General features: G+C 68.7%; 16 protein-coding genes. 5 read left to right on the forward strand and 11 right to left on the reverse strand.

Going from position 1 to position 19430, the window contains the following annotated elements:
* The first annotated feature begins 933 nt into the window (after positions 1–933).
* On the forward strand, positions 934–1170 hold the full coding sequence (locus ACXIZN_RS16310; protein WP_457955445.1) for a hypothetical protein: 237 nt from the start codon (positions 934–936) through the stop codon (positions 1168–1170).
* 161 nt (positions 1171–1331) lie between these two features.
* On the opposite strand, the gene ACXIZN_RS16315 is transcribed toward ACXIZN_RS16310, so the two are convergent.
* The 3 genes from ACXIZN_RS16315 to ACXIZN_RS16325 form a co-directional block, all read right to left on the reverse strand.
* On the reverse strand, positions 1332–2156 hold the full coding sequence (locus tag ACXIZN_RS16315; protein WP_457955447.1) for an alpha/beta fold hydrolase: 825 nt from the start codon (positions 2154–2156) through the stop codon (positions 1332–1334).
* Positions 2157–2433: 277 nt separating this feature from the next.
* Complete coding sequence (locus ACXIZN_RS16320; protein ID WP_457955448.1) at positions 2434–2730, reverse strand: DUF1330 domain-containing protein; 297 nt, start codon at positions 2728–2730, stop codon at positions 2434–2436.
* Between the two features lie 175 nt (positions 2731–2905).
* Entirely contained in the window at positions 2906–3892 is a 987-nt protein-coding gene (locus ACXIZN_RS16325) for a hypothetical protein (protein WP_457955449.1), read from the reverse strand.
* Between the two features lie 220 nt (positions 3893–4112).
* Between ACXIZN_RS16325 and ACXIZN_RS16330 the strand changes: the two genes are divergently transcribed.
* Complete coding sequence (locus ACXIZN_RS16330; RefSeq protein WP_457960529.1) at positions 4113–4664, forward strand: YciI family protein; 552 nt, start codon at positions 4113–4115, stop codon at positions 4662–4664.
* Between the two features lie 35 nt (positions 4665–4699).
* Here ACXIZN_RS16330 and ACXIZN_RS16335 read toward each other — a convergent pair whose 3' ends face one another.
* From ACXIZN_RS16335 to ACXIZN_RS16345, 3 genes are read right to left on the reverse strand one after another with little or no spacing between them, the layout of a single operon-like run.
* On the reverse strand, positions 4700–5737 hold the full coding sequence (locus ACXIZN_RS16335; protein WP_457955450.1) for a sigma-70 family RNA polymerase sigma factor: 1038 nt from the start codon (positions 5735–5737) through the stop codon (positions 4700–4702).
* A gap of 25 nt (positions 5738–5762) precedes the next feature.
* Positions 5763–6317 (reverse strand): dihydrofolate reductase family protein, encoded by a 555-nt coding sequence (locus ACXIZN_RS16340; RefSeq protein WP_457955451.1) that lies wholly within the window; start codon positions 6315–6317, stop codon positions 5763–5765.
* Positions 6318–6335: 18 nt separating this feature from the next.
* Positions 6336–6746 (reverse strand): PPOX class F420-dependent oxidoreductase, encoded by a 411-nt coding sequence (locus ACXIZN_RS16345; protein ID WP_457955452.1) that lies wholly within the window; start codon positions 6744–6746, stop codon positions 6336–6338.
* 219 nt (positions 6747–6965) lie between these two features.
* On the opposite strand from ACXIZN_RS16345, the gene ACXIZN_RS16350 reads away from it, so the two are divergent.
* Positions 6966–7322, forward strand: coding sequence for a hypothetical protein (locus tag ACXIZN_RS16350; protein ID WP_457955453.1), 357 nt, complete (start codon positions 6966–6968; stop codon positions 7320–7322).
* Positions 7323–7381: 59 nt separating this feature from the next.
* On the opposite strand, the gene ACXIZN_RS16355 is transcribed toward ACXIZN_RS16350, so the two are convergent.
* The gene (locus tag ACXIZN_RS16355) at positions 7382–7969 is read right to left on the reverse strand and encodes a TetR/AcrR family transcriptional regulator (protein ID WP_457955454.1); all 588 of its coding nucleotides are present in this window, start codon (positions 7967–7969) and stop codon (positions 7382–7384) included.
* A gap of 43 nt (positions 7970–8012) precedes the next feature.
* On the opposite strand from ACXIZN_RS16355, the gene ACXIZN_RS16360 reads away from it, so the two are divergent.
* Positions 8013–9035 (forward strand): saccharopine dehydrogenase, encoded by a 1023-nt coding sequence (locus ACXIZN_RS16360; protein ID WP_457955455.1) that lies wholly within the window; start codon positions 8013–8015, stop codon positions 9033–9035.
* Between the two features lie 45 nt (positions 9036–9080).
* Here ACXIZN_RS16360 and ACXIZN_RS16365 read toward each other — a convergent pair whose 3' ends face one another.
* The 3 genes from ACXIZN_RS16365 to ACXIZN_RS16375 form a co-directional block, all read right to left on the reverse strand.
* Positions 9081–9650 carry an SMI1/KNR4 family protein gene (locus ACXIZN_RS16365; protein WP_457955456.1) on the reverse strand — a complete coding sequence of 190 codons (570 nt, stop codon included), beginning with the start codon at positions 9648–9650 and terminating at the stop codon, positions 9081–9083.
* 24 nt (positions 9651–9674) lie between these two features.
* On the reverse strand, positions 9675–14045 hold the full coding sequence (locus ACXIZN_RS16370) for a DNA/RNA non-specific endonuclease (RefSeq protein ID WP_457955457.1): 4371 nt from the start codon (positions 14043–14045) through the stop codon (positions 9675–9677).
* 228 nt (positions 14046–14273) lie between these two features.
* Entirely contained in the window at positions 14274–15341 is a 1068-nt protein-coding gene (locus ACXIZN_RS16375; RefSeq protein WP_457955458.1) for a hypothetical protein, read from the reverse strand.
* A 259-nt stretch (positions 15342–15600) separates the two neighbouring features.
* On the opposite strand from ACXIZN_RS16375, the gene ACXIZN_RS16380 reads away from it, so the two are divergent.
* Positions 15601–18597, forward strand: coding sequence for an RICIN domain-containing protein (locus ACXIZN_RS16380; protein WP_457955459.1), 2997 nt, complete (start codon positions 15601–15603; stop codon positions 18595–18597).
* 83 nt (positions 18598–18680) lie between these two features.
* Here the strand turns inward: ACXIZN_RS16380 and ACXIZN_RS16385 are convergent, their stop codons facing one another.
* Positions 18681–19406, reverse strand: coding sequence for an SRPBCC family protein (locus tag ACXIZN_RS16385; protein ID WP_457955460.1), 726 nt, complete (start codon positions 19404–19406; stop codon positions 18681–18683).
* Positions 19407–19430: the final 24 nt, after the last annotated feature.

Below are 19430 nucleotides of genomic sequence, written 5' to 3' on the forward strand. Positions count from 1 at the left end.
CCTCCCCTGTCCGCTGGAAACCACGAGTCGATAGCCACGTCTGTCCACATCGGGCCGGAACAACACGCTGCCCGGGCCAGTAGATCGTCTGTACCGCCAATGGTGGGAAAGCCGCTTCGACCGAAAAACACTCGACGCTACACAGGGTGGCAATAACTGCCATTCATTTTATTGAACCAGCGTCAATTCGGTGCACATCCTGGAATGACATCGGATACCGAGCACGCACAAGGCATGACCAAGCCAACGCATCCACCGGCCGTCGGATGCGTGAACAGTAAATGGAGAACGAATTTCCGACCGCCGGTCTCATCACCGGCGGAACAGTCGCAGGCTTCCTCCCCTCGTCCAATTCTTCCAGCTCAGGCCGCCTTGGGGCGCAAGCACATGCCCGGACAGCGCCTGCTGGTTCCCCTCACGCCGTCGAGCCAAACGCGGAAAAGCGGAAAAGAGCCGCCGAAGATCGCTTCTTCCCCGGCGACGACGCCGCCAACTGCGAAAACAAGAAAGTGATCTTGCCGAATCTGATTCTCACCATGCGAGCAGCACGGCCATGCGCACGTGCACCGTCTCGTGCAACCGGCGAATCGACCTTCGCGACAGCCTTTTTCGATCATCGAAGACATTGGAGTGAAGCGGGAGAACGCGAATTCACCCGGTTGCCTGTAACGGAATCGGCATCGCCATTCACCCGACCATCGTCGGTTGCCCGCCCGGCCCGGCGCTTGGTAACGGCGGATCCCACTCCCCACTGTGGTCCAGACCACATTGGGGCAGCGAAGGAATCCTTGGCGTTACGACCATCCGCGTTGACGGCCAGGCCCGAATCCGGTGGCCGCCGTAGGCACCTGTCTCGCTTCGTCATCCGGAAAGTTGGCGCTGCCCGCGGAAATTACCCACAGAGCCACGCTGACGATGTGCTTGACTGCCCCCGTGCTGAAGAAACTCTGCGCCGCCGCGGCGATCACCCTCCTGCCCTTCGTCGTCACCACGCCCGCACAGGCAGCCACCTACTATCAGCAGACGGTCACCGGATCCACTCTCGCCGAATGCAACGCGACCGGCTCCCAACTCGCCCGGCAGAAACGCGCCGAAGGCTACCTCGTGACCTGGACCGGCTGCGGTCACAAGAACTTCGGCTACATCGGCGTGGTCGCCTGGTCGAACTGACCCCCCTGATGGTCGTTCACCCGCGTTGCCGCGAATAGCCGGCGTCGGCGGAACCTCCCTGGTGCCGCCGGCGCGGCCACCGCCGCCCGATGTCTGGAGCCGACCGCATTCGGAAGGTTCCGCGCACGGCGAGGACGAGGAGGCGCTTCCTCCCGGACCATCTACGCCATGAAGAACTCCACGAGGGCGCGGCCGACCCTGCCGGGGGCGTTCTCCGTGGGGATGTGGTCCGCTTCCGGAATACGGATGAGCGTGGTCCGCGGGATCTCCGAGGCGAACTTCTCGGCGTATTCCACCGTCTCGAAGGCATCGTCCTCGCCCCAGATCAGCAACTTGGGCGTGGTGGACCGTTTCAGCGCGGGAACGAGATCCAGGGTGTAGCGGCTGTCGGCCGCGCCGGCCAAGGCGAGCCAGGAGCGGCGGACCCGTGGATCGTTCCACGGATCCAGATATTCGGCGACGAGCCGTTCGGTGGCGGCACCGGCGAGCGCCGAGGTCACCGCTTGGCGGCGGGCATCGAGAAGGGTGCCGGCGATCTCCGGATCCTCGAAGCGGGCTACGTGCGGCGCGGGCCAGGAGTCGTAGGTGACCGAATTGACCAACGCCAGCCGGGATACCTCCAGGCGGCCGTGGACCAGGAGATGCTGTCCGATGGCGCCGCCGATGTCGTGCGCTCCCACGGCGATCGGCCCGGAAATCCTCGACGCGGACAAGAATCGCCTCACCCAGCCCGCGAGGGCCGGGACGGTGGCCGTTTCCAGGGTCAACTCGCCTCCCGAGCGTCCCAGGCCAGGGAGATCGACCGCGATGGGTCGTAGTCCCGCCTCCGCGAGGCGGCCCAGCACCGGAAGCCACACCCGGCTCCAATACGTACCGTGCAGTAGCAACACGACCGGGCCGTCCTGCTCCACGGTCAGGTAGCTGGCGGCTTCGCCATCGACCTCGACCGTGGTCCTCGACACGCCCGGTTCCGCGGTTTCATTCATGCGACCAGCATGCGCGAAGGGCGCCTACTCTCCGAGAGTCCGAAAAGACATCCATGAGTACATTTCTGCCATCGCCCCGCCCACCTCGGCGGCCGGGCGGCCCGCGATCGAGTCCGTGACGCTGGCCGTCGGCACGCGGAACGCCGCTGTCCCACAACGGATCACGCCGCGGACAGGGGATGCGTCGCGGCGAAGACGCCGTGGTCGGCCCTCACCACGTCGCTCCGGCGTGTCGCACGCACGCGTCGACCACCGTGACATCCGGCCGCGACATCGGTCAGCCGAGGCCTTCGACGATGCGGAAATCGCGTTCGAAGCCGTCGGGGAGTTCGGCCAGCGCCTTCTGGTAGGCCGCGCTCGCGCGTGCGGCGACCGCCTGTTCGAAGTTGTCGAATTCGATCAGGACGACGCGTTCGGCGATTCCGGCTTCGTGTGCCTCGACCCGGCCACCGATACCGGCGAGCACCCGCCCGCCCGCGCCCGCAACGGCGAGACCTGCCAGCTTGTTGTAGGCATCAAGCCTCTCGGGTTCCTCGATGGTGGGGTAGACGCTGACCCAATAGCCCTTGGGCATGGAACCTCCAGTGTGGGGATGAGTGCATCCGGCTTACGACCAGGGCGGATGGGCGGCGAACCGCCCTGCCGAACCGCATGTGTTCGCGCGAGCGCCCGGCGGTTGCCAGATGCGCCGATCGCGCTCCGCGGCAATCCCAGGTGACGCTTCCTCGGCGCCGGCCAAGAACCCATGGTCAGACCGGCGGGCGGGCGTAGGTGACCGAGTACGGGTTGCCGTGGATGACGAACGGCAGCGTGCCGCCGTTGTCCTGCACGAAGGCGTTGATCCGCCAGGTCCCGCAACCGCTGGCCGGCTGCGTCACCGTCAACTGCCCGAGTAGCCGCAGGTGGTGCAGATTCCCGCTCACCGCCGCGGTTTCCGAGGACGTGGCCTGGGCGACGCAGCCGGGTGCGGTTGAGGACGGCGTCGCGACCGTCCGGAACCGCACCATCGCGGTATTGGCCTTGCCGGGGTAGGTGGTGCCGTCGGGGCAGGCGTTGCCACCGTCGCCGTAACAGCTCGTGGCGAAGAGATCGGTGGTGGCGAGGAAGCCGGTGGCTCCCGGCAAGGGGGTGTAGTCCACCGGGTTCACCTGCTTGCCGGGTGCGTCCATCCCGAGGAAGGTGTTCTGCGAGGACCCGAATGTCTGCACGACGCCCTCGGGGCCGATGGCTCCGTCGATGTCCCCGATGAAGCCGCTGTACAGCCTGGCGGTCTCGCGACCGGGCTGGCCGGCCGCGTACCCGTTGAGGACGTACGCCCGCAGCAGGCACTTGTAGTTGCCCGTAGTGGCCGGCTTGAACAGCATGCGCACGACGAGCGTGACCCTGCCGCCGCCGTGCAGCAGGTTCTGGCCGCTCCAGATTTGCCCGTGCTGGGTCGCCGTGTTCGGCAACGTCGTGCCACCCACCGGCTGACAAGTGATCTTGTGCCCGATCGCGATGGCGGACACCGCACCGTCCACTCGGCCGTCGCCGACCTGGATCTCACTACGCAGGTTGTGCGAAGTGCCCGCGGTGACCGTACCGAGCACGAGCCGGGCGCGGACTTCGCCTTCACCGCCGGGTGACTCCACCATCGTCACCGGCGCGGCCTCGGCGATCTTGTCGTAGGCATGGGCGGTTCCGGCGAGCACCGGCATCAGGAACAGGGTGCTGAGTATGGCCAGAAGGGTTCGCACGTCTCCACCATGCCGCAGGCGACTACACTTCGCACCCGGTTCGGCGGCGGGAGCGGTGCACGGACGCTGGCCGGGCTGATGACGGCGTCCGACGGTCAGGTTCTCGCCGGAACACTCGATCTTGATCGGCCGGCGACGGGTATCCAGGCCTTCAGAAACTCCGCGGCATCCCCCGATCGGCTACGGGGCGGGCGGTGCGTGGTGAGTGGACACTGTGGGCATGGAGTTCTTCTGCTACCACCGCGATCGGCCCGACTCCCTGGCTTTGCGCGAAGAGCTGTTGGAAGAGCACTGGTCCTACATGGACCGGTACGCGACAAGGATGATCGCCCGCGGTCCGACCTTCGCAAGCGACGGCGAGACCCCCACCGGAAGTGTGCACATCGTCGACCTGCCCGATCCCGCGGCCGCACGGGCGTTCGCCTTCGACGAGCCGAACTATCAGGAGGGGGTGTACCGGGACGTCATGTTGCGCCGGTGGGGCAACATGCTCGGGCGCACCATGTGGGACTTCCCCGGTGGTCGTACCGGTGACAACCGATACCTCGTGCTCGGTCTCGGCACGGGGCGGGCCGCCGACATCGACGCGCCGTCCGATCAGGACGATCTGATCGCGTACGGGCCGCTGCTGTCCGACGACAGCACCAGTTGGCTGGGCAAGGCGGTGCTGGCCCAGGCACCGGACCCGGAGGCGGCACGCGCCGTCCTGATCCCGGACCGGTTCGCCCACATCGAGGTCCACGAATGGAGGTTCGGCGGGCGCCCGTCATGAATCGAGTCGTCGCCGGGGTGAACCCGGTCGGGTCCTCAGGCTTCGGCGGACCGGCCGGCTTCGGCTGGATAGGGCAAGGTCAGGGGCAGCCGGAAGCTTCGCAGCACGTCCTTTTCGAAGCGGGTCATGGCGCGGATCCGGCTGCCGGCTAGGGTGAGCACCATCAGCCCGTTCGCGTGGCAGACGCCCGCCTGGGGATCCGGTACGTACATGCCGAACGCGGGCTGGCCGTTGGCCCTGGTCGCCACCAACCGGTAGGTACGGCCCCGGCGGAAGGTCACCGCGGCGTGGAATCGGGCCGCCAGATCGCGGCCCTGGTATTCCAGCGGCAGTGGCGGCATGGTCAGCCACACGTCGTCGGTCAGCAGTGCGACCAAGCCGTCCACGTCGCCGACCTCGAAGGCCCGGGTGAAGCGGATGACGAGTTCCCGCTCGGCGGCGGAGTTCGACGGCGGCGGCTCAGGCGCGGCTGACGGTGACGGGCGCTGCCGCAGCGTGGTGCGTGCGCGCTTGAGCGCGCCGGCGACCGACTGCTCGGTGGTGTCCATGATGTGCGCCACCTCGCGAGTGGGGAATTCGAGGACGTCACGCAGGATGAGGACGGCGCGCTGGCGGGGCGGCAGCAGCTGCACCGCCGTCACGAACGCCAGAGAGATCGATTCCTTGGCCTCATAACGCTGTCCGGGGCCGGGAGCGGTGTCCACCCGGTCTGCCAGCAGGATGTCCGGATAGGGCTCGAGCCATTCCACCTTGCCGAGGCGAGTGGGTTCCGGCGGGTCGAACCCGGGCACTGGCCCGCCCGTTTGTGGACGCCGGCCCGCCGATCGCAACGCCTTGAGGCATCGATTGGTCGCGATCCGATACAGCCAGGTCCTCACCGAGGAGCGCTCCTGGAAGCCGTCCAGCCCCTGCCAGGCCGACACCAGGGTCTCCTGCAGCGCGTCCTCGGCATCCTGCGTCGAACCCAGGATCCGGTAGCAGTGCACGTGCAACTCACGCCGATAGGGATCGGTGAGCTCACGGAACGCCTCCCCATCCCCGTTCCGCACTCGCGTTATCAGGTCCCCGGTCATTCCTGCACTCCCACGAAATTCGCCGTCAGCCGGCGCCGACGGAGTCGTTTCCGACAAGGTAGTTCAGTACGACGACGCCCGACTGGCGAGAATGCGTGCCGACCAGCGTCAGCGGCGTTTTGGGATTCTCGCGGAACGGCCCCGAAGCCCGGCCCACGACGACGGGGTGCACCGCGAAGCGAAGCCGATCCAGGAGACCGTGTTCCAGCAGGGTGTGCGACAGCCGCCCATGGCCGAAGACGACCAGGTCGCCGCCGCCCTCTTCCTTCAGCTTCCGCACCTCGGCGACCACGTCACCGCGTACGACCACCGAATTGTTCCAATCGGCCCGCTCGAGCGTCGAGGAGAACACGTACTTACGGATCCCGTTGATCGCATCGGCGAAGTCCCCCTCCTGACCCGGCCAGCGCCAGGCCAGATCCTCGTATGTGCCGCGGCCCATCAGCATGGCGTCGCATCCCTGCAGAAGCTCGAACGCCTCCTTGAGGAACTCGTGGTCGAAGTAGTCCAGTGCCCACGATCCGGGGTCGTCGACCACTCCGTCGAGGCTGCTCAGCGTCGACTCGACGATCTTGCGCATGCGTAGTCCTTTCGGTTGTCAGCTCTGCTCGGCGGCGGGCACGGGCGGCCTGAGGTAGACCTTGTCCGCGGCGACGCGCACGGCCACCCGCGCCGCTTCTGGCTCCGGCGGCGGTTCCGCGCCGTCCAGGTAGCGGTCGTACATTTCGCGCAGGAGCACCTTGCCGGGGTCGTCGGTGATCGTCACGGTCCCGCGGATCTCCACGTACGCGGCCGTATTCGCCACCACGAGCAGGCTCACGCGGGGATCGCGCTCCATGTTGCGGGTCTTGAGCCGCCCCCTGATCGTGCTGAACACGATCTCGTCTCCATCGCGCTTCACGAAGATCACCGAGGACTGCGGCCGTCCGTCGGCGTTCGTGGTCGCGAGGATCGCGGTATGCGGCCCATCGAGCATTTCCCGGGCCACTGCGGGCAGCGTGACGGTCAAGGGGTCCCCTTCAAAGGTCGGGCGTTCTTTTTCGGGCAGACCCCGCGCACGGCCAGGATGGGGCGCTCGCCAGGAGGTTCGTGGCCTGGATCACATGGCGGTGGTCGGGAGGAGGACTGGGTTGCCCGTCGAGATCGTCATCGCGGGGCTGTCGATCGACGGCGCGGGCCCGCGGCATGGAGGAACCGCCGGAAGGCCGTACGGGCTATCGTGGCCCCGGTGTTCCTTCCAGTCGCACACGATCGCGTCGAACTCGTCGAGGTGCTCGGTCCCGACGGCACCGGAGACGATCAGCTGGTGGCCATCTGGGAAGCGGACGAGGCCCAAGCCGCGCTGACGCTCGTCGCCGGCCTGCCCGAGGGTGAGCTCAAACGGTGCTTCATCCCCGTCTGGAAGATCCGGGCGCACAGCGGCACGGGGTTCCTTTTCGAGATCAGCTTCTGCTTCCGGTGCCATGGCGCACTACTGCGCGGGCCCGCCGTTCCGCCCGAGCAGGACATGATTCACGCCTTCGACTCCGAGGACTCGACCAGCCGAGAACTGCTGGCGAGACTGAAAGCGGCAGGGCAGAGCTGACCTCACTCCGGTAGGTCCGGGCGCCGGGCATCGAGCAACGTCGCCACCGCGCGGTACGGCTATCCGGCGGTTCGCTCGATGCGGCCGAGGATGACGCCGGTCAAGGCCGCGACCGCGTCGGCGGCGCTCGTGGTGCCCCGGTTCAGTTCGCCGGCGATCGCCTCGGCGGCTCCGAGCGCCCCGACGCAGTGCAGTCGCAGCGCCGCCCGGTCCAGGCCGGAGTACGGCGTCAGGGCACCGGCCATCAGCTCGGTGTAGCCCTCGTGCATCTCGTGCTGGATCTCCTCCATTTCCGGATTTCCTTTCAACGCCGAGGAAACGGCGTTGAACTCCGGCATGTCGGTGGCGCAGGCGAAGTAGGCGACGCTGACGGCTTCCGCGACGTCCGCCGCGGTCGGCGGGGTTTGTTCCAGTGCCCGCGAGATGGCGGCCCGGTGCCGTTCGTCGAGGCGCCGATAGAGCGCCAGCAGCAGTCCGGGGCGGGTGCCGAAGTGGTTGTACACGATGGGCCTGCTCACCTCGGCCGCCTCGGCGAGGGTGGGCAGCGTCAGCCCGTCGGCACCGTCGGCACGCACGATCTCCAGGGCCACGTCGAGCAACTGCTCGCGCCGGGCCTGCTTGGACAGCCGGGTCGGTGCGGTGGTCATCGCCCCATCCTAGCTACATCGTGTAAGTTACAAAATGTAGGTTATGGGGATCGAGGAGGACGACATGGGACAGCGAGGATCGGTTCTGCTACTGGGCGGGGCGGGACAGGCGGGCTCGGATACCGCCACTCTCCTACGGCGGCGGTACCCGGAGCTGCCGTTGACCATCGCGGGCCGGAATCCGGAACGCGCGCGGAAGGTGGCCGGCGAACTGGGCGGCGCCAACGCGGTGACCGTCGATCTCGCCCGCGGTGATCTCGGCCTGCCCGCCGGCCGGGAATACGCGGCCGTGGTCGCGACGCTTTGGGACAGCAGGCTGAACGGGCTGCGTTTCGCCCAGGACCACGGCGTGCCCTACGTCAGCCTGTCCAGCGGCATGATCGACATCGCGCCGGAGGTCACCGCCGCCGTACAGCGCCCAGCGGCCGCGCCTGTGCTGATGGCCAGCCACTGGGCCGCGGGCGTCATCACTCTCACAGCATTGGCGTGGGCCGAAGAGTTCGCCCGGGTCGACACGATCCGGATCGGCGCGATCCTCGATGAGAACGACGCGGGCGGCCCCGCGGGACTCGCGGACCTGGAGCGCTGGGCGAAGGTCACCTCGGCCGGGTACGCGCGGCGCGACGGCGTGTTCGCCTGGTCCGGTGCGGCCGACTCCCGGGTGGGGTTGCGCAGCCTCGACGGCACCACGGTCACCGGCCAGACCATCCCGATCCTCGACGTGACCAGCCTGGCGTTCGCGACGGGCGCGCCGGACGTCGAGTTCGCGTTCGCGGTCGGTGAATCCGCGGGGACGCGCCGGGGCGACGGCCCGTCCGTCGAGGTCCGGATCGATCTCGAAGGGACGGGCCCGGCGGGCGCCCCGCTGAGCGTCAGCCGGTACCTGGCCCACCCGCGCGGCCAGCGTCCGCTGACCTCGCTCGGCCTCGCCATGGGGATCGAACGGTTGCTCGGTCTGCGCGGGGAAGCGGTCCCGCCTGGCTTCTACACCCCGGAGACCTTGCTCGAACCGGCCCACGTGGTCGAACGACTCGCCGACGCGGGCACGCTCTTCGTCGACGCATGAGTTCGACGCCGGGCGGCGACGTGCGCACGCCGCCGCCCGGACCGCTCAGGCGGGATAGGAGACGTACCGGCCCGCCCAGTATCCGTCGAAGTCGACCGGTTTACCCGCCATGTCCCAGCCGAGGATGTTGTCCTCGCCGGTACTCTCCAGCAGCTCCAAGAGGACCTTCGTCATCGGCCCGGAATGCTCCTCGTGCCAGGAGTCCCGGTCGTTGTAGGCGACCGCCCACTCGTCCGGGTCCGCCGAGCCGGGCACCCACCAGAACGATCCCCCCGCGCCGTTGGTCCCCCAGGGGTAGATCCCGCCCGGCTCCGGGAAGAGCCGGTACGGGACACCCCGCAGGTATTCGAGATCCTCGTCGCCGAAGATCTCGAGCAGTTCGGCGTTCTCCTTCTTGACGTTCCCGCACGCCTCGACGCTTTCGGCGGGATTCGAGAACGAGATGACGCCGCGGAATCCTCCGGAGGGGAAGCGGGTCAGCAGCTCCTTGTAGTCGCCGGGGAGCGGTGTCCCCAGTTCGCGTTCGACGGTGGCCCAGTCCGTCCCGGGCACGAAGTCCCCGGGACGCCATCCGACGAGCTCGCAGATTTCGTCGACGTACGACCGTTTCGGCACGTCCGTCCTCCGTTCTCTCGATCGTCAGGCCGTCCGGAAGGCGGGACAGGTTTCCTTGACGAGGTTACCGGTGGGGATGTTCTCGATCTTCGCGAAGCACTTCGCGCCGTTCGAAGCGATCGCCTCGATGAAGATCCACCTCGGCATCGCGGCGGTCTTGGTCGCGTACTGGACGTGGACCTCGTAGATGACCGAGACGTCCCGGTTGGGATACCGGTCCAGCATGTCCCCCACCGCGTTCTCCACCTTCTTGACGTCGGAGAGGTTGACCTTCGACCACTGGGTCACGATGTTGTCCACCAGCATGGAACCGTGGAGCCTGGCGGGCACCAGGTGTCCCTTGTGGACGGCCGTACCGTTCAGCTTCGGCGGCGAGGTGTCGGGATGCCCGACGGGCGCCGCCGGTTCTCCCGATCGTTTCGCGGTCTGGTTGACGCAGACGATGCCGCCGGTGGCGCGTTTGGCGTCGTTGCCGAGCCAGGTGAAGTCCTCCATGGGGTAGTTGAAGGAGATGTTCGCCGGGATCACGCTCTTGAAACAGCCCTCCACCTCCCGCTGCCGGGCGATGGTGCTGAGCCGCTGTCCCGGTTGAGGACTGACCGCGGGCTGCTTCTTGTGTTCGTCCTCCACCTTCTTGCGCAGTGCTTCCCGGTCCACGACCTGGCAGGCGGGCGGTGCCGCCGCCGACGCCACCGCGGCGGGGTTCTTGCATCCCTTGAGCTGCCTGATCAGGTCACGCAGGTTGTCGGTGATGCGGCGGCCGAGCATCTTCACGTCCTTGAAGGTGCGGATGCCCTTCACGATGCGCACGGTCGCCCCGACCGCGTCCGGGATCTTCCGCAGCACCGACGCGATCTTGAGGATCGGCAGCGCGTTGATCACGGTCATCACGCAGGAGATGAAGTCGCCTTCCATGAAGCACCGCTTCGCGTCGGTGTAGCCGATCAGGTCGAGGATGACCTGGCCGCCTTCGTCGACGATGAGGCCCATGAGGTCCTTGTTCGCGTCGGCGCGGGCGCGGTTGTACTCGTCGACGCCCGCCTGCCCCTTCTCCGCGCGCAGCAGTTCCTCTTCCTCCGGCGTCAGCGCGGGAACCTCGCTGTCGTCGGTGATGGCCTGTTCGGCCTCGGCGCGTTCGCGTGCTTCTTCCTCCTGGCGAAGCAATTCCTGCATCTCGGCCAGCTGGTCCTGGATCGCCTTGGCGTCCGCCGCCGCGTTCGCCGCCCGGTCCTCCACGTTCTTCGCGTACTTCTCCGCGTTGGTGGCCGCGGAATCGGCGTCACGGGCGTAATCCGCGGCCCGGTTCGCGGACTCGCGGGCGGCGTCCGCGTCACGCTGGGCCTGCTCCGCCGCTCGCTGAGCGGCGACCGCGTCCTGCTGGGCCCGGGTGGCGGCGGCGGTGGCTTCGTTCGCCGCGCGGGTCGCGTCGTCGGCGGCCTTCCTCGCCGCGGCGGCGTCGGCCGCCGCCTGGTCGGCCGCCCGTCCCGCCAGCGCGGCATCGGCCGCCGCCTGGTCGGCCGCAGCACGTGAGGCCTTGGCGTCCGCCTGTGCCTCGGCGTCGACGGCGTCCGCCTCGGCCGATGCCGCCCTTGCCGCGGCCGCGGCCACCGCCGCGGCTGCCGCGGACTGCTGGGCCGCCGCCGCCGAATTCGCCGCGTTGGCCGCCGAAGTGGCGGCCGCCGCCGCGGCCTCGAACGCCGGCTTCACCTCGAGCCCGGCGTTCCTGGCCGCCTCGGCGGCCCGGCTCGCCTGCGCGGCGGCATCGGCCGCGGCGGCTTGTGCGGCCCGGACCTGGGTGTCGCCGACGTCCTTCGCCCGGTTCGCCACCATGAGCACGAAGTCCGCGTCGAGGTCGTCACCGGTGAACGGGCTGACCAGGTTGATCGCCTGGTCGGCCGGGGCGGCGATCCCGGACCCCGACAATCCCGCCGCGACCGCCGCACGGGTCGCGATCCCCGCCTGGGTGGCCGCGGTGGCGGCCTCCGCCGCGGCGGCGTTGGCCTCCTCCTGGGTCCGATGCGCGGCGGTGAGCGCTTGCTCCGAGTGCACCGCTGCCTCCTGCGCCAGGTTCGCCGCGTTGCGGGCGTTCTCGGCGGCCCGCGATTCCGCGGCCGTCGCCTCCTCCGCCGACGCACGGGCCTTCATCGCCTCCGCGTGGACAGCGGAGGCTTCCCGCTCGGCGCGCGCCGCCGCCTCGTTGGCGCGCGCTGCCGCGGCCTCCGCTTCGTTCGCCGCTGTACGGGACTTCTCCGCCGCGACTTCGGCTTCCCTGGCCGCCGCCCGTGCCTGCGAAGCCGCCGCCTGCGCTCGATCCGCGTGTGCCCGCGCCCTGCCCGCCGCGGCCTGTGATTCCGTCGCCGCCGCACGAGCCGACGCCGCCGCCTGACCGGCCTGGGTGGCGAAGCCGTCGGCCGCCTGCGCGGCGTCCCTCGCCGTGTTCGCCTCGGCCCGGGCCTGAGTCGCCGCGGCCCGCACCTTTTCCTTTTCCTCCTGGAGGATCTCCGACGACGCTTCCGCCCGCGCGGCCAGCTGTTCGAGCGCCTGGGCCTTCTTCGCGGTCGTCTCGGCCGACTGCCGCACCCGTGCGGCGTCCTCCCGGGCCTGATGGGCCTTGCCCTCCTCGACACCGGCGTTCTGGTCGATGCCCGCCGCGATCTGTTCTTGACGCCGGGCCTCCTTGGCGGCGTCGGCGGCGATCTGTTCCTGTCCTTGAGCGGCGACGCGCTTCTCGGAGGCGATCCGCTGCTGTGACTCGGCCTCCTGCCGCTTCTGCTGGGCGATACCCGCCTCGCGTTTGGCCTTGTCCCGCTCGCTCGCGGCTTCCCGCTGCTTGGCCTCGGCCTCCTGCCTCTTGAGCGCCGCCTGACCACGCCATTGTTCGGCCTCACGCCGTTTGGCATCGGCGATATCGCGTTCCCGCTCGGCGTCCGCACGTGCCTGCTTGACCTTCGCGGCGTGCGCCTTCGCGTTCCGCAGCGCGGTTTCCGCGTCGGTCTTCGCCTGCTGCGCCTGTGCCGCCGCTTGAGCGGCCGCCGCGGCCTGTTCACCCGCGGCCGTGGCCAGGCGCTCCGCCGCGTCGGCGTGGGACTGCGCGTTGGCCCGCCAGCGGCGGGCGTTCTCTTCCCGGGCCCTGGCCTTCTCCGCGGCGTCGGTGGCCGCGGCGTCGGCGGCGATCGCGTCGATCGCGTGCGCCGCGGTTTCGGCGGCCTGCTTCGCGGCGTTCGCGGCGGCCGCCATGCCTTGGACGACCTTCGCCCACTGGGTGCCGTGCGGCATCTGGTTCTGCACGAGGATGTCCACCTGGGCGCTCGCCAGCGCGGCCGCCGACTGGGCCTGCTGGGCATCGGTCCGCGCGTCCCGGACGAACCGGGCGGCGTCGTCCTTCGCCCGCTGGTACAGCTCGGGGTGATAGCTGTTCCCCGCCTGATCGGCGGCCAGCGCCCGCGCGGCCTCCCGCGACGCGTTCGCCGCCAGTGTCATGTCGTTGGCGGTTCGCTCCAGTGCTTGGACGCCGCTCGCGTGCGCGGAAAGCAGGTTCTGCCGCGCCCGCATGACCCGCGCGATCCGTTGCGCCAGTTCCGAGTTCGCTTCGGCTTCCTTGCGCTGTCGTTCGAGTTCGGCGAGCCGGGTCTCACGGGCCTCCGCGTCGCGTTTGGCCGCGGCCAGGTAACCCGTCTTGAGGTATTCCTCGATCGCGGCGCCGCCCTGGGCCAGCGCCGCCTTCGCGGCGGCGGAGACCTCGGGTGTCCCCCGGTCCGCGGCGATCTGCACATGGGCGCGCCGACGGTCCCGGATCTCCTTCTCGTAGGCGCCGGAACGGCGGTCCTGTTCCGTGGCGATGTCCCGCCCGAAGGCCAGGAAGTTCTCGCGGTCGTAGGCGTTGCCCCGCAGCGCGCGGTCGACGGCGGCGTTGAACGCCGGGCCGCCGGTGCCCGCGAGGGACTGGATCACCGCGCGGTTGCGGTCGTCGGCTTCCTGCTTACGGCGTTCCGCCCGCGCCTTGGCTTCCTGATGCCCACGCTCGAAGAACGTCGTGATGGCCGCGTCGTCGCCTGCTTCGGCCTTCTTCAAGGCTTCCCGCGCCGCCACGCGGACTTCCTCGTGCTCGTCCAGCGCCGCGATGTCGGCGAGCAGGTCCAGCTGCAACTGCCGGAGCAGTGCCTCCTCTTCCGGGTCACTCGTCGCCGTCGCCGGGACGGGCGGCGTCGCCGGAGCCGGTGACGTGGCGGGCGCCTGCTGCGCGGCCCCCACCACCGGGACGGCGGGCGCGGCGGCGGCGAGTTCCAGCCCCGCGCCCGAGATGACCAAGGCCGTGGTCACGGTCAGCACGACCGCGCCGCGGCACCAGCCGGAGGCGAGCGGCCCCCGTCTGGCGCGTCGCGTCTTCCTTTTCATGGCACACCACTCCCCAGTAGCAGAAAGATTTCGTGAATTACGCACGAGAAGAATCCCGGGATGGTTTCCGGGCACCGGCGAAAACGGGACGGGTGCAGCTGTCCGCTACCCCGCCCCGTCGGCCGTCGATTAACCGTCTCGGCGTTGAATCGAGCACACCGGAGCCCTTTTCGAAATTAATCGAAAGAAGAAGGTCTTCAGTGCTTGAAAAGAGTTGCCCGGCCGAGCTCAGCCCGCGGGCGACATTTGGTCTCGATGCTCTTTCGCATGCTTTTCGACACTCGCCCAATACTGGGTCTGCCCGTCGGCGAACGTTCCGTCGGCGGCCCAGCCGGCCCGATTCTTGTCCGCCCTGGTGGCGATCATCGCCCAGACCGGGTCGACACTGGCGTTGGCCCGGTCGATCACCGTCCGCCAGTACCTGGCCTGCTCGGCGCAGGCCAGCGCTTCGTTCTCCCAGACCGTGCGGGCCTCGTCGGCCTTTTCCCTGGTCGTGGCCCATGCCCGGGCGGCGACCGCGCGGGCTTGCTCCGCCGCGGCACCCTCGGCCGCGAGCGCCTCCCGCTCGGCTTCCTCCGCGTCCGCGATCAGCTGCGGAATCAGGGCGTAGAAGCGGACACCCGCCTCCTGCGTGCGGATCCGGTAGACCTCGACATCCGTCGCGGCCGCGGCCATCCACTCGGAGGCGAAGAAGGCCCGAAGGTGACTGTCCGTACCTCCGGCCCGCAAAGCGTGCTGGGCGGCCAGGCGCACCTGCTCACCCGGATCGAATTCCGCCAGCAACCGCACGAAGGCACGGTCTTCCTCGAGAATCTGCTGTTTGTGCTGTTCATCGGCCTCGCGAGCGGCATCGTCGAGCGCCTTCGCCGCCGCGAAACCGGTCCGGAAGAACTGTTCCTGCTGCGCGGCGCTGCCCTTGTACGCCGCCGTGGCCTCGGCGTGCACGTTCGGCGAATACTGCGCGCTGTAGTTGGTCATGACCCGCCGCGCGAACTCCTTGTTCCGCGCGTGGTACCCCTCGGCCCGCTTCCTGGCCTCGAAGAACCCCGTCCGGACGAACGCTCGCAGCGCCGGCTCACCCTCGTCCGATCGCAACGCCTGCCACGCCGCCACCCTGACCAGATCCTCCGAGTGGTACAGCGCGTTCTGGCGGACGATCGGATAGTAAATCGAATTCTCGATACCGGGAACACTAGAACCAATGGCCGTTTCCGTTACTCCATTCGCCGTAGCGACATTTGCGCCGATCCCGATGATCGACACCACGAGGGCGCCGAACAGTGCACGAAGTCTCATCCCCAGAACCCCAGACCCCAGAATTGCGTGCTCGCGCACGCCTGAGGACGACTATGGCACAAGGACACAACGCCCGTAAAGGACGTGATCCACATCACAGTCGCGGTCTTTTTTTCGCCATTAACTGGTCTCCTATTCGAACTCGCGATGGAGACCGAATGACGGTCTCGCGCGTTACATCCAAGGAGAGGATGTCTTGAACGGATACTGGGGTCCCTCCGGCGTGCCATCGGCACGGCGAAGAGGGGTTTTCAAGAGATTGATCATCGCCACCGCGATCGTCGCGACGACGGCGGGCGTCGCGGCACCCGTCACGGCCTTCGCCGCCCCGCCGTCCGCGCCGGCGGCCGCCGCGCAGTCCACGGACATCGACAAGGGCAACGCCGCCGCCGTCCTGAAGATCGTGGCCGGGCCCGATCTCCTGGTCCTCAGCGACCGGGGCTTCGTCGCCGCGATGTACTACGCGGCCGACGACATCGACAAGCAGCATCCGCTCGAACCCGAGCACCAGAAGCTCAAGGAGACGGCCATCGCCGCGCTCGCCGCCGACGGCGAGGCGGCGTCCACGCAGTGGATCAAGGTCGGGATCCACGACGCGCACCGGGAAGACGAGAAGATCGTCACCGACCGCCGTCAGCAGCAGGAACAGGAACGCGCCGCCAAGGCGCTGGCCGCCTCGACCCTCAGCATCCCGGTGGACAACACCGTCCTGGCGAAGTCGATCTTCGACTTCATCGTCCACTTGGAACTCAACGCCGACGGCTACAAGGACATGGCCGTCAAGGAGGCCGCCCGCACGGCGCTGCGGGGCACCGCGGACGATCAGTGGCGCTTCCTGACCGTCGTGCTCTTCGCCGAGCACAAGAAGGACGTGGACCGCGTCATCCAGGACGACGCCACCAAGGACGAAGCGGCGAAGGCCGCTGAACGGGCGAAGGCCGCCAAGGCGAACGCCGTGTCGCACACGCTGGGCTCCGTGCCCCCGGCGCGGCTGGAGTACCTGATCAACCTGAAGGACCGGGATTTCGTCGTCGAAATCTGGAAGTCGGTGCCCCGTGACACCGAGGTCCACGGCGCCGCCGAAGACGCCGTCGGCAGCCTCGACCCCGCCGATTGGGCCTTTTTCATCAACCAGGGCGCCGAGGAAGCGCACCTGCGGGACATCGTCAACGAGCTCGCCAAGCGCGACCAGGAGTACATCCGCCTGATCACCGAACTGCGCACGCGCGCGGCGAACCAGCTGATCCGGCCGGCGCTGGTCGCCGCCGCGGACGCGGCACTCGCCGCCAAGCGCAGCGATCGCGAGAAGTTCCTTCGCACCGGCCAGTACGAGAACCTGGTCCAGACCTTGCGGGTCGACGCGTACAGCGGTGTCGACGTCTACCTCACCGACCGTAACGGCGACGTGGTGCTCGAACAGTGGCAGCCGGGCGACCGTCCGGAGGCGCGGTGGAGGATCGAGCCGGGGCTGAGCAATCCCGAATGCTTCTCGTTCCAGTCGGTCAGCCGTCCCAACCACTATCTGCGCTGGCGCTCGGGAGCGTCTTCCGCAGCGAACACGGCGATGATCCCCCCGCAGTCGCAACGTGTGCGGGCCTACGTCGACCCGACCGACGGCTCCAACGCCTTCAAGGGCGACGCGACCTGGTGCGTGCGGGGCGACGCCTCCAGCGTCTCCATCCGTCCTTCGCGCAGTTCCGGCAAGTACCTGTTCGTCACCGGCGCGATCGATGACGACGCCTACGCGATCGCGACGAAGTGGCACGCCGAGGCTCCGCTGGCCCCGCATCCGATCGACCGGCGCTACGCCGCGGAGCAGCCGCTGCGCGACAAGCTCGGCAAGCCCGTCGGCGACTTCGTTCCCGAAGGGACTTCCAACGGGGTCGGCCTCGGCCACCGGTTGTACGAACGGGGCAGGCTCTACCTCACCGCCGGCAACGACGGGACCACTCAGCGCTTCGCGGTGCAGGCGGTCTACAACGGCCCGGTCCTCGACAAGCTCCTGGCGCTCGGCGGGCCCGCCGGCGTCGGCGGCGCGATGACCGACCAGGTGCCCACCAAGGACGGCAACGGCCAGGTCCTGCGGGTCGTCAAACCCACGATGGGCGGGCCGAACCTCCACATCATGTGGAGCGCGTCGACGGGGGTCCACATCGTCTTCGGCCTGATCGGGGAGATCTGGGCGAATTCGGGCGGGGAAACGGGTCCCTACGGCTACCCGCTCTCCGACGAGGGCACCGTCAGTGGCACGAACGTCCGGTACAACCGGTTCGTCGCGGGCACCATCTACTACGTGCCCGGTAGCGCGATCCGGCAGGTCAAGGGTGAGCTCCACCGGAAGTTCGCCGCCATGGGCTTCGAGGCGGGCATGGGTTATCCCCTGGCGGACGCCGGCACCTACGGCCCCGACGCCAGCCCCATGCAGCGCTTCACGTCGGGCTCGGTCTACATCACCCGCAACGGAACCGTGGCGATCAACGGTGACATCCACCGGAAGTTCGCCGAGCACGGTTACGAGACCGGCCCCCTCGGGCATCCGACGGGCGATATCCGGTCCACTTCGGACGGTGTGGGCAAGGTCGCCGACTTCGCCACCGGCTCGGGCTCGATCTACTGGCATCCCAGCACCGGCGCACGCCTGGTCTACGGGAGCATCAGTGCGAAGTACAAGTCGATGGGGGCCGAGCGGTCGTACCTGGGCTACCCGAAGTCCGACGAGACCGGGCTCCCCATGGGCAGGCGCAACGTCTTCCAGAACGGCCGGATCGACTGGAGCAGTGAGACCGGCTCGACCATCGCCTACCGGGTCGCGGCGGTCCCCCACAAGACGGTCGACCTCAGGGGAGCCAAGTCGGGCCGCTGCATCCAGACCGCGGGCCTCATCGGGGAAGGCGCGTTGAACGACCTCGCCGGCATGGAGCTCTGGGACTGCGTCGGTGGCGTCAAGCAGCTCTGGGACGTGACCCATCTCGGCAACAACGTCTACGTCCTGAAGAACCGCCACTCGGGTAAGTGCCTCGACCTGCGGTACGGCGAACTGCACAACGGCAACTCGATCGTCCAGTACCAGTGCCACAACGGGACGACGCAGCAGTGGGAGTTCACCACCACCGCGGACGGCTCGGTCGCCCTGCGCAGCGTGCATTCGGCGAAGATCGTCGAAGCCGCGGGTGGCGCGGACCCCAACGCCACCGCCGTCGTCCAGCAGGTGGACAGCGGTCAGCCGCACCAGCGATGGACCGTCCGGCCCTACTGATCGAAGACAACGCTTCGTGAGGAGCGAGTGCGATGACGGCCGCGACCCGGATCAGGGTCGCGGCCGTTCCGCACATGAGGCCGTCACGAGTCCCGGTGTCCCGTCCAGCCTCCTTCTTTTTCGGCGGCGTCCACATCGGCATCCGCGGTCACGGTGTGCGCCAGCGCGGCAACGGTCTCCTCGAGCCCGCGCTGCACCTCCTCGTCATCCGCGTCCCGGACGCTGTGCAGGGTCACCGTGAGACGGGACGCCGCGGGACCGGCGTCCTCGATCGACAACTCCCCCTGATAGTCATGCGGCCCTTGGGCTCCCCAGCGCAGTGAACGGTTGGCGTCGTCCACCTTCAGCCACGCCTCGCCTTCCACATGCTCACCGTGGACATCGGCTTCGACGTGCACCGCCTCGCCGCCTTCAGGCTCGGCACGACTCATTCGAGGGAAGTAGCGAGGCAGGTTCCGCGGCTCTCGCAAGTAGGCGAACAGGTCCGCGGCGGGCATCTCGATGGTCGCGGTGTGCCGGTATTCGGTCATGCGGCCGGATACCCCGCGGCTCCTGCGCGAAACGGCACCGAGGCGGACGAGCAGCGGAACCGCGAGGACACCCAGCACGATCACGCTCAGGATCGTGATCCCGAGGACGTTCGCCGGGACCAGCGGCCCGATCACGAACAGGGCGACCAGCATCCAGCCCGCCGACGTGACGATCCCGACGGCGAACGATCGCCACTTCCGGTCGCTCGGCCGGCGTATCAGCAAGCCGCCGACGACCATCACCGCGCCGATCGCGCCCCACCACCACTGCTCCCCCATGGGCTCCCCCACCTTCCTGGCGGC

The sequence above is a fragment of the Amycolatopsis sp. TRM77291 genome (genome assembly GCF_054166285.1).

Bases quoted from the DNA above. Each gene is read 5' to 3' on its own strand.
- ACXIZN_RS16385 (WP_457955460.1), bottom strand. From the start codon at position 19,406: ATGGGGGAGCAGTGGTGGTGGGGCGCGATCGGCGCGGTGATGGTCGTC.
- ACXIZN_RS16370 (WP_457955457.1), bottom strand. From the start codon at position 14,045: ATGAAAAGGAAGACGCGACGCGCCAGACGGGGGCCGCTCGCCTCCGGC.
- ACXIZN_RS16320 (WP_457955448.1), bottom strand. From the start codon at position 2,730: ATGCCCAAGGGCTATTGGGTCAGCGTCTACCCCACCATCGAGGAACCC.
- ACXIZN_RS16330 (WP_457960529.1), top strand. From the start codon at position 4,113: ATGGAGTTCTTCTGCTACCACCGCGATCGGCCCGACTCCCTGGCTTTG.
- ACXIZN_RS16315 (WP_457955447.1), bottom strand. From the start codon at position 2,156: ATGAATGAAACCGCGGAACCGGGCGTGTCGAGGACCACGGTCGAGGTC.
- ACXIZN_RS16360 (WP_457955455.1), top strand. From the start codon at position 8,013: ATGGGGATCGAGGAGGACGACATGGGACAGCGAGGATCGGTTCTGCTA.
- ACXIZN_RS16375 (WP_457955458.1), bottom strand. From the start codon at position 15,341: ATGAGACTTCGTGCACTGTTCGGCGCCCTCGTGGTGTCGATCATCGGG.
- ACXIZN_RS16340 (WP_457955451.1), bottom strand. From the start codon at position 6,317: ATGCGCAAGATCGTCGAGTCGACGCTGAGCAGCCTCGACGGAGTGGTC.
- ACXIZN_RS16355 (WP_457955454.1), bottom strand. From the start codon at position 7,969: ATGACCACCGCACCGACCCGGCTGTCCAAGCAGGCCCGGCGCGAGCAG.
- ACXIZN_RS16335 (WP_457955450.1), bottom strand. From the start codon at position 5,737: ATGACCGGGGACCTGATAACGCGAGTGCGGAACGGGGATGGGGAGGCG.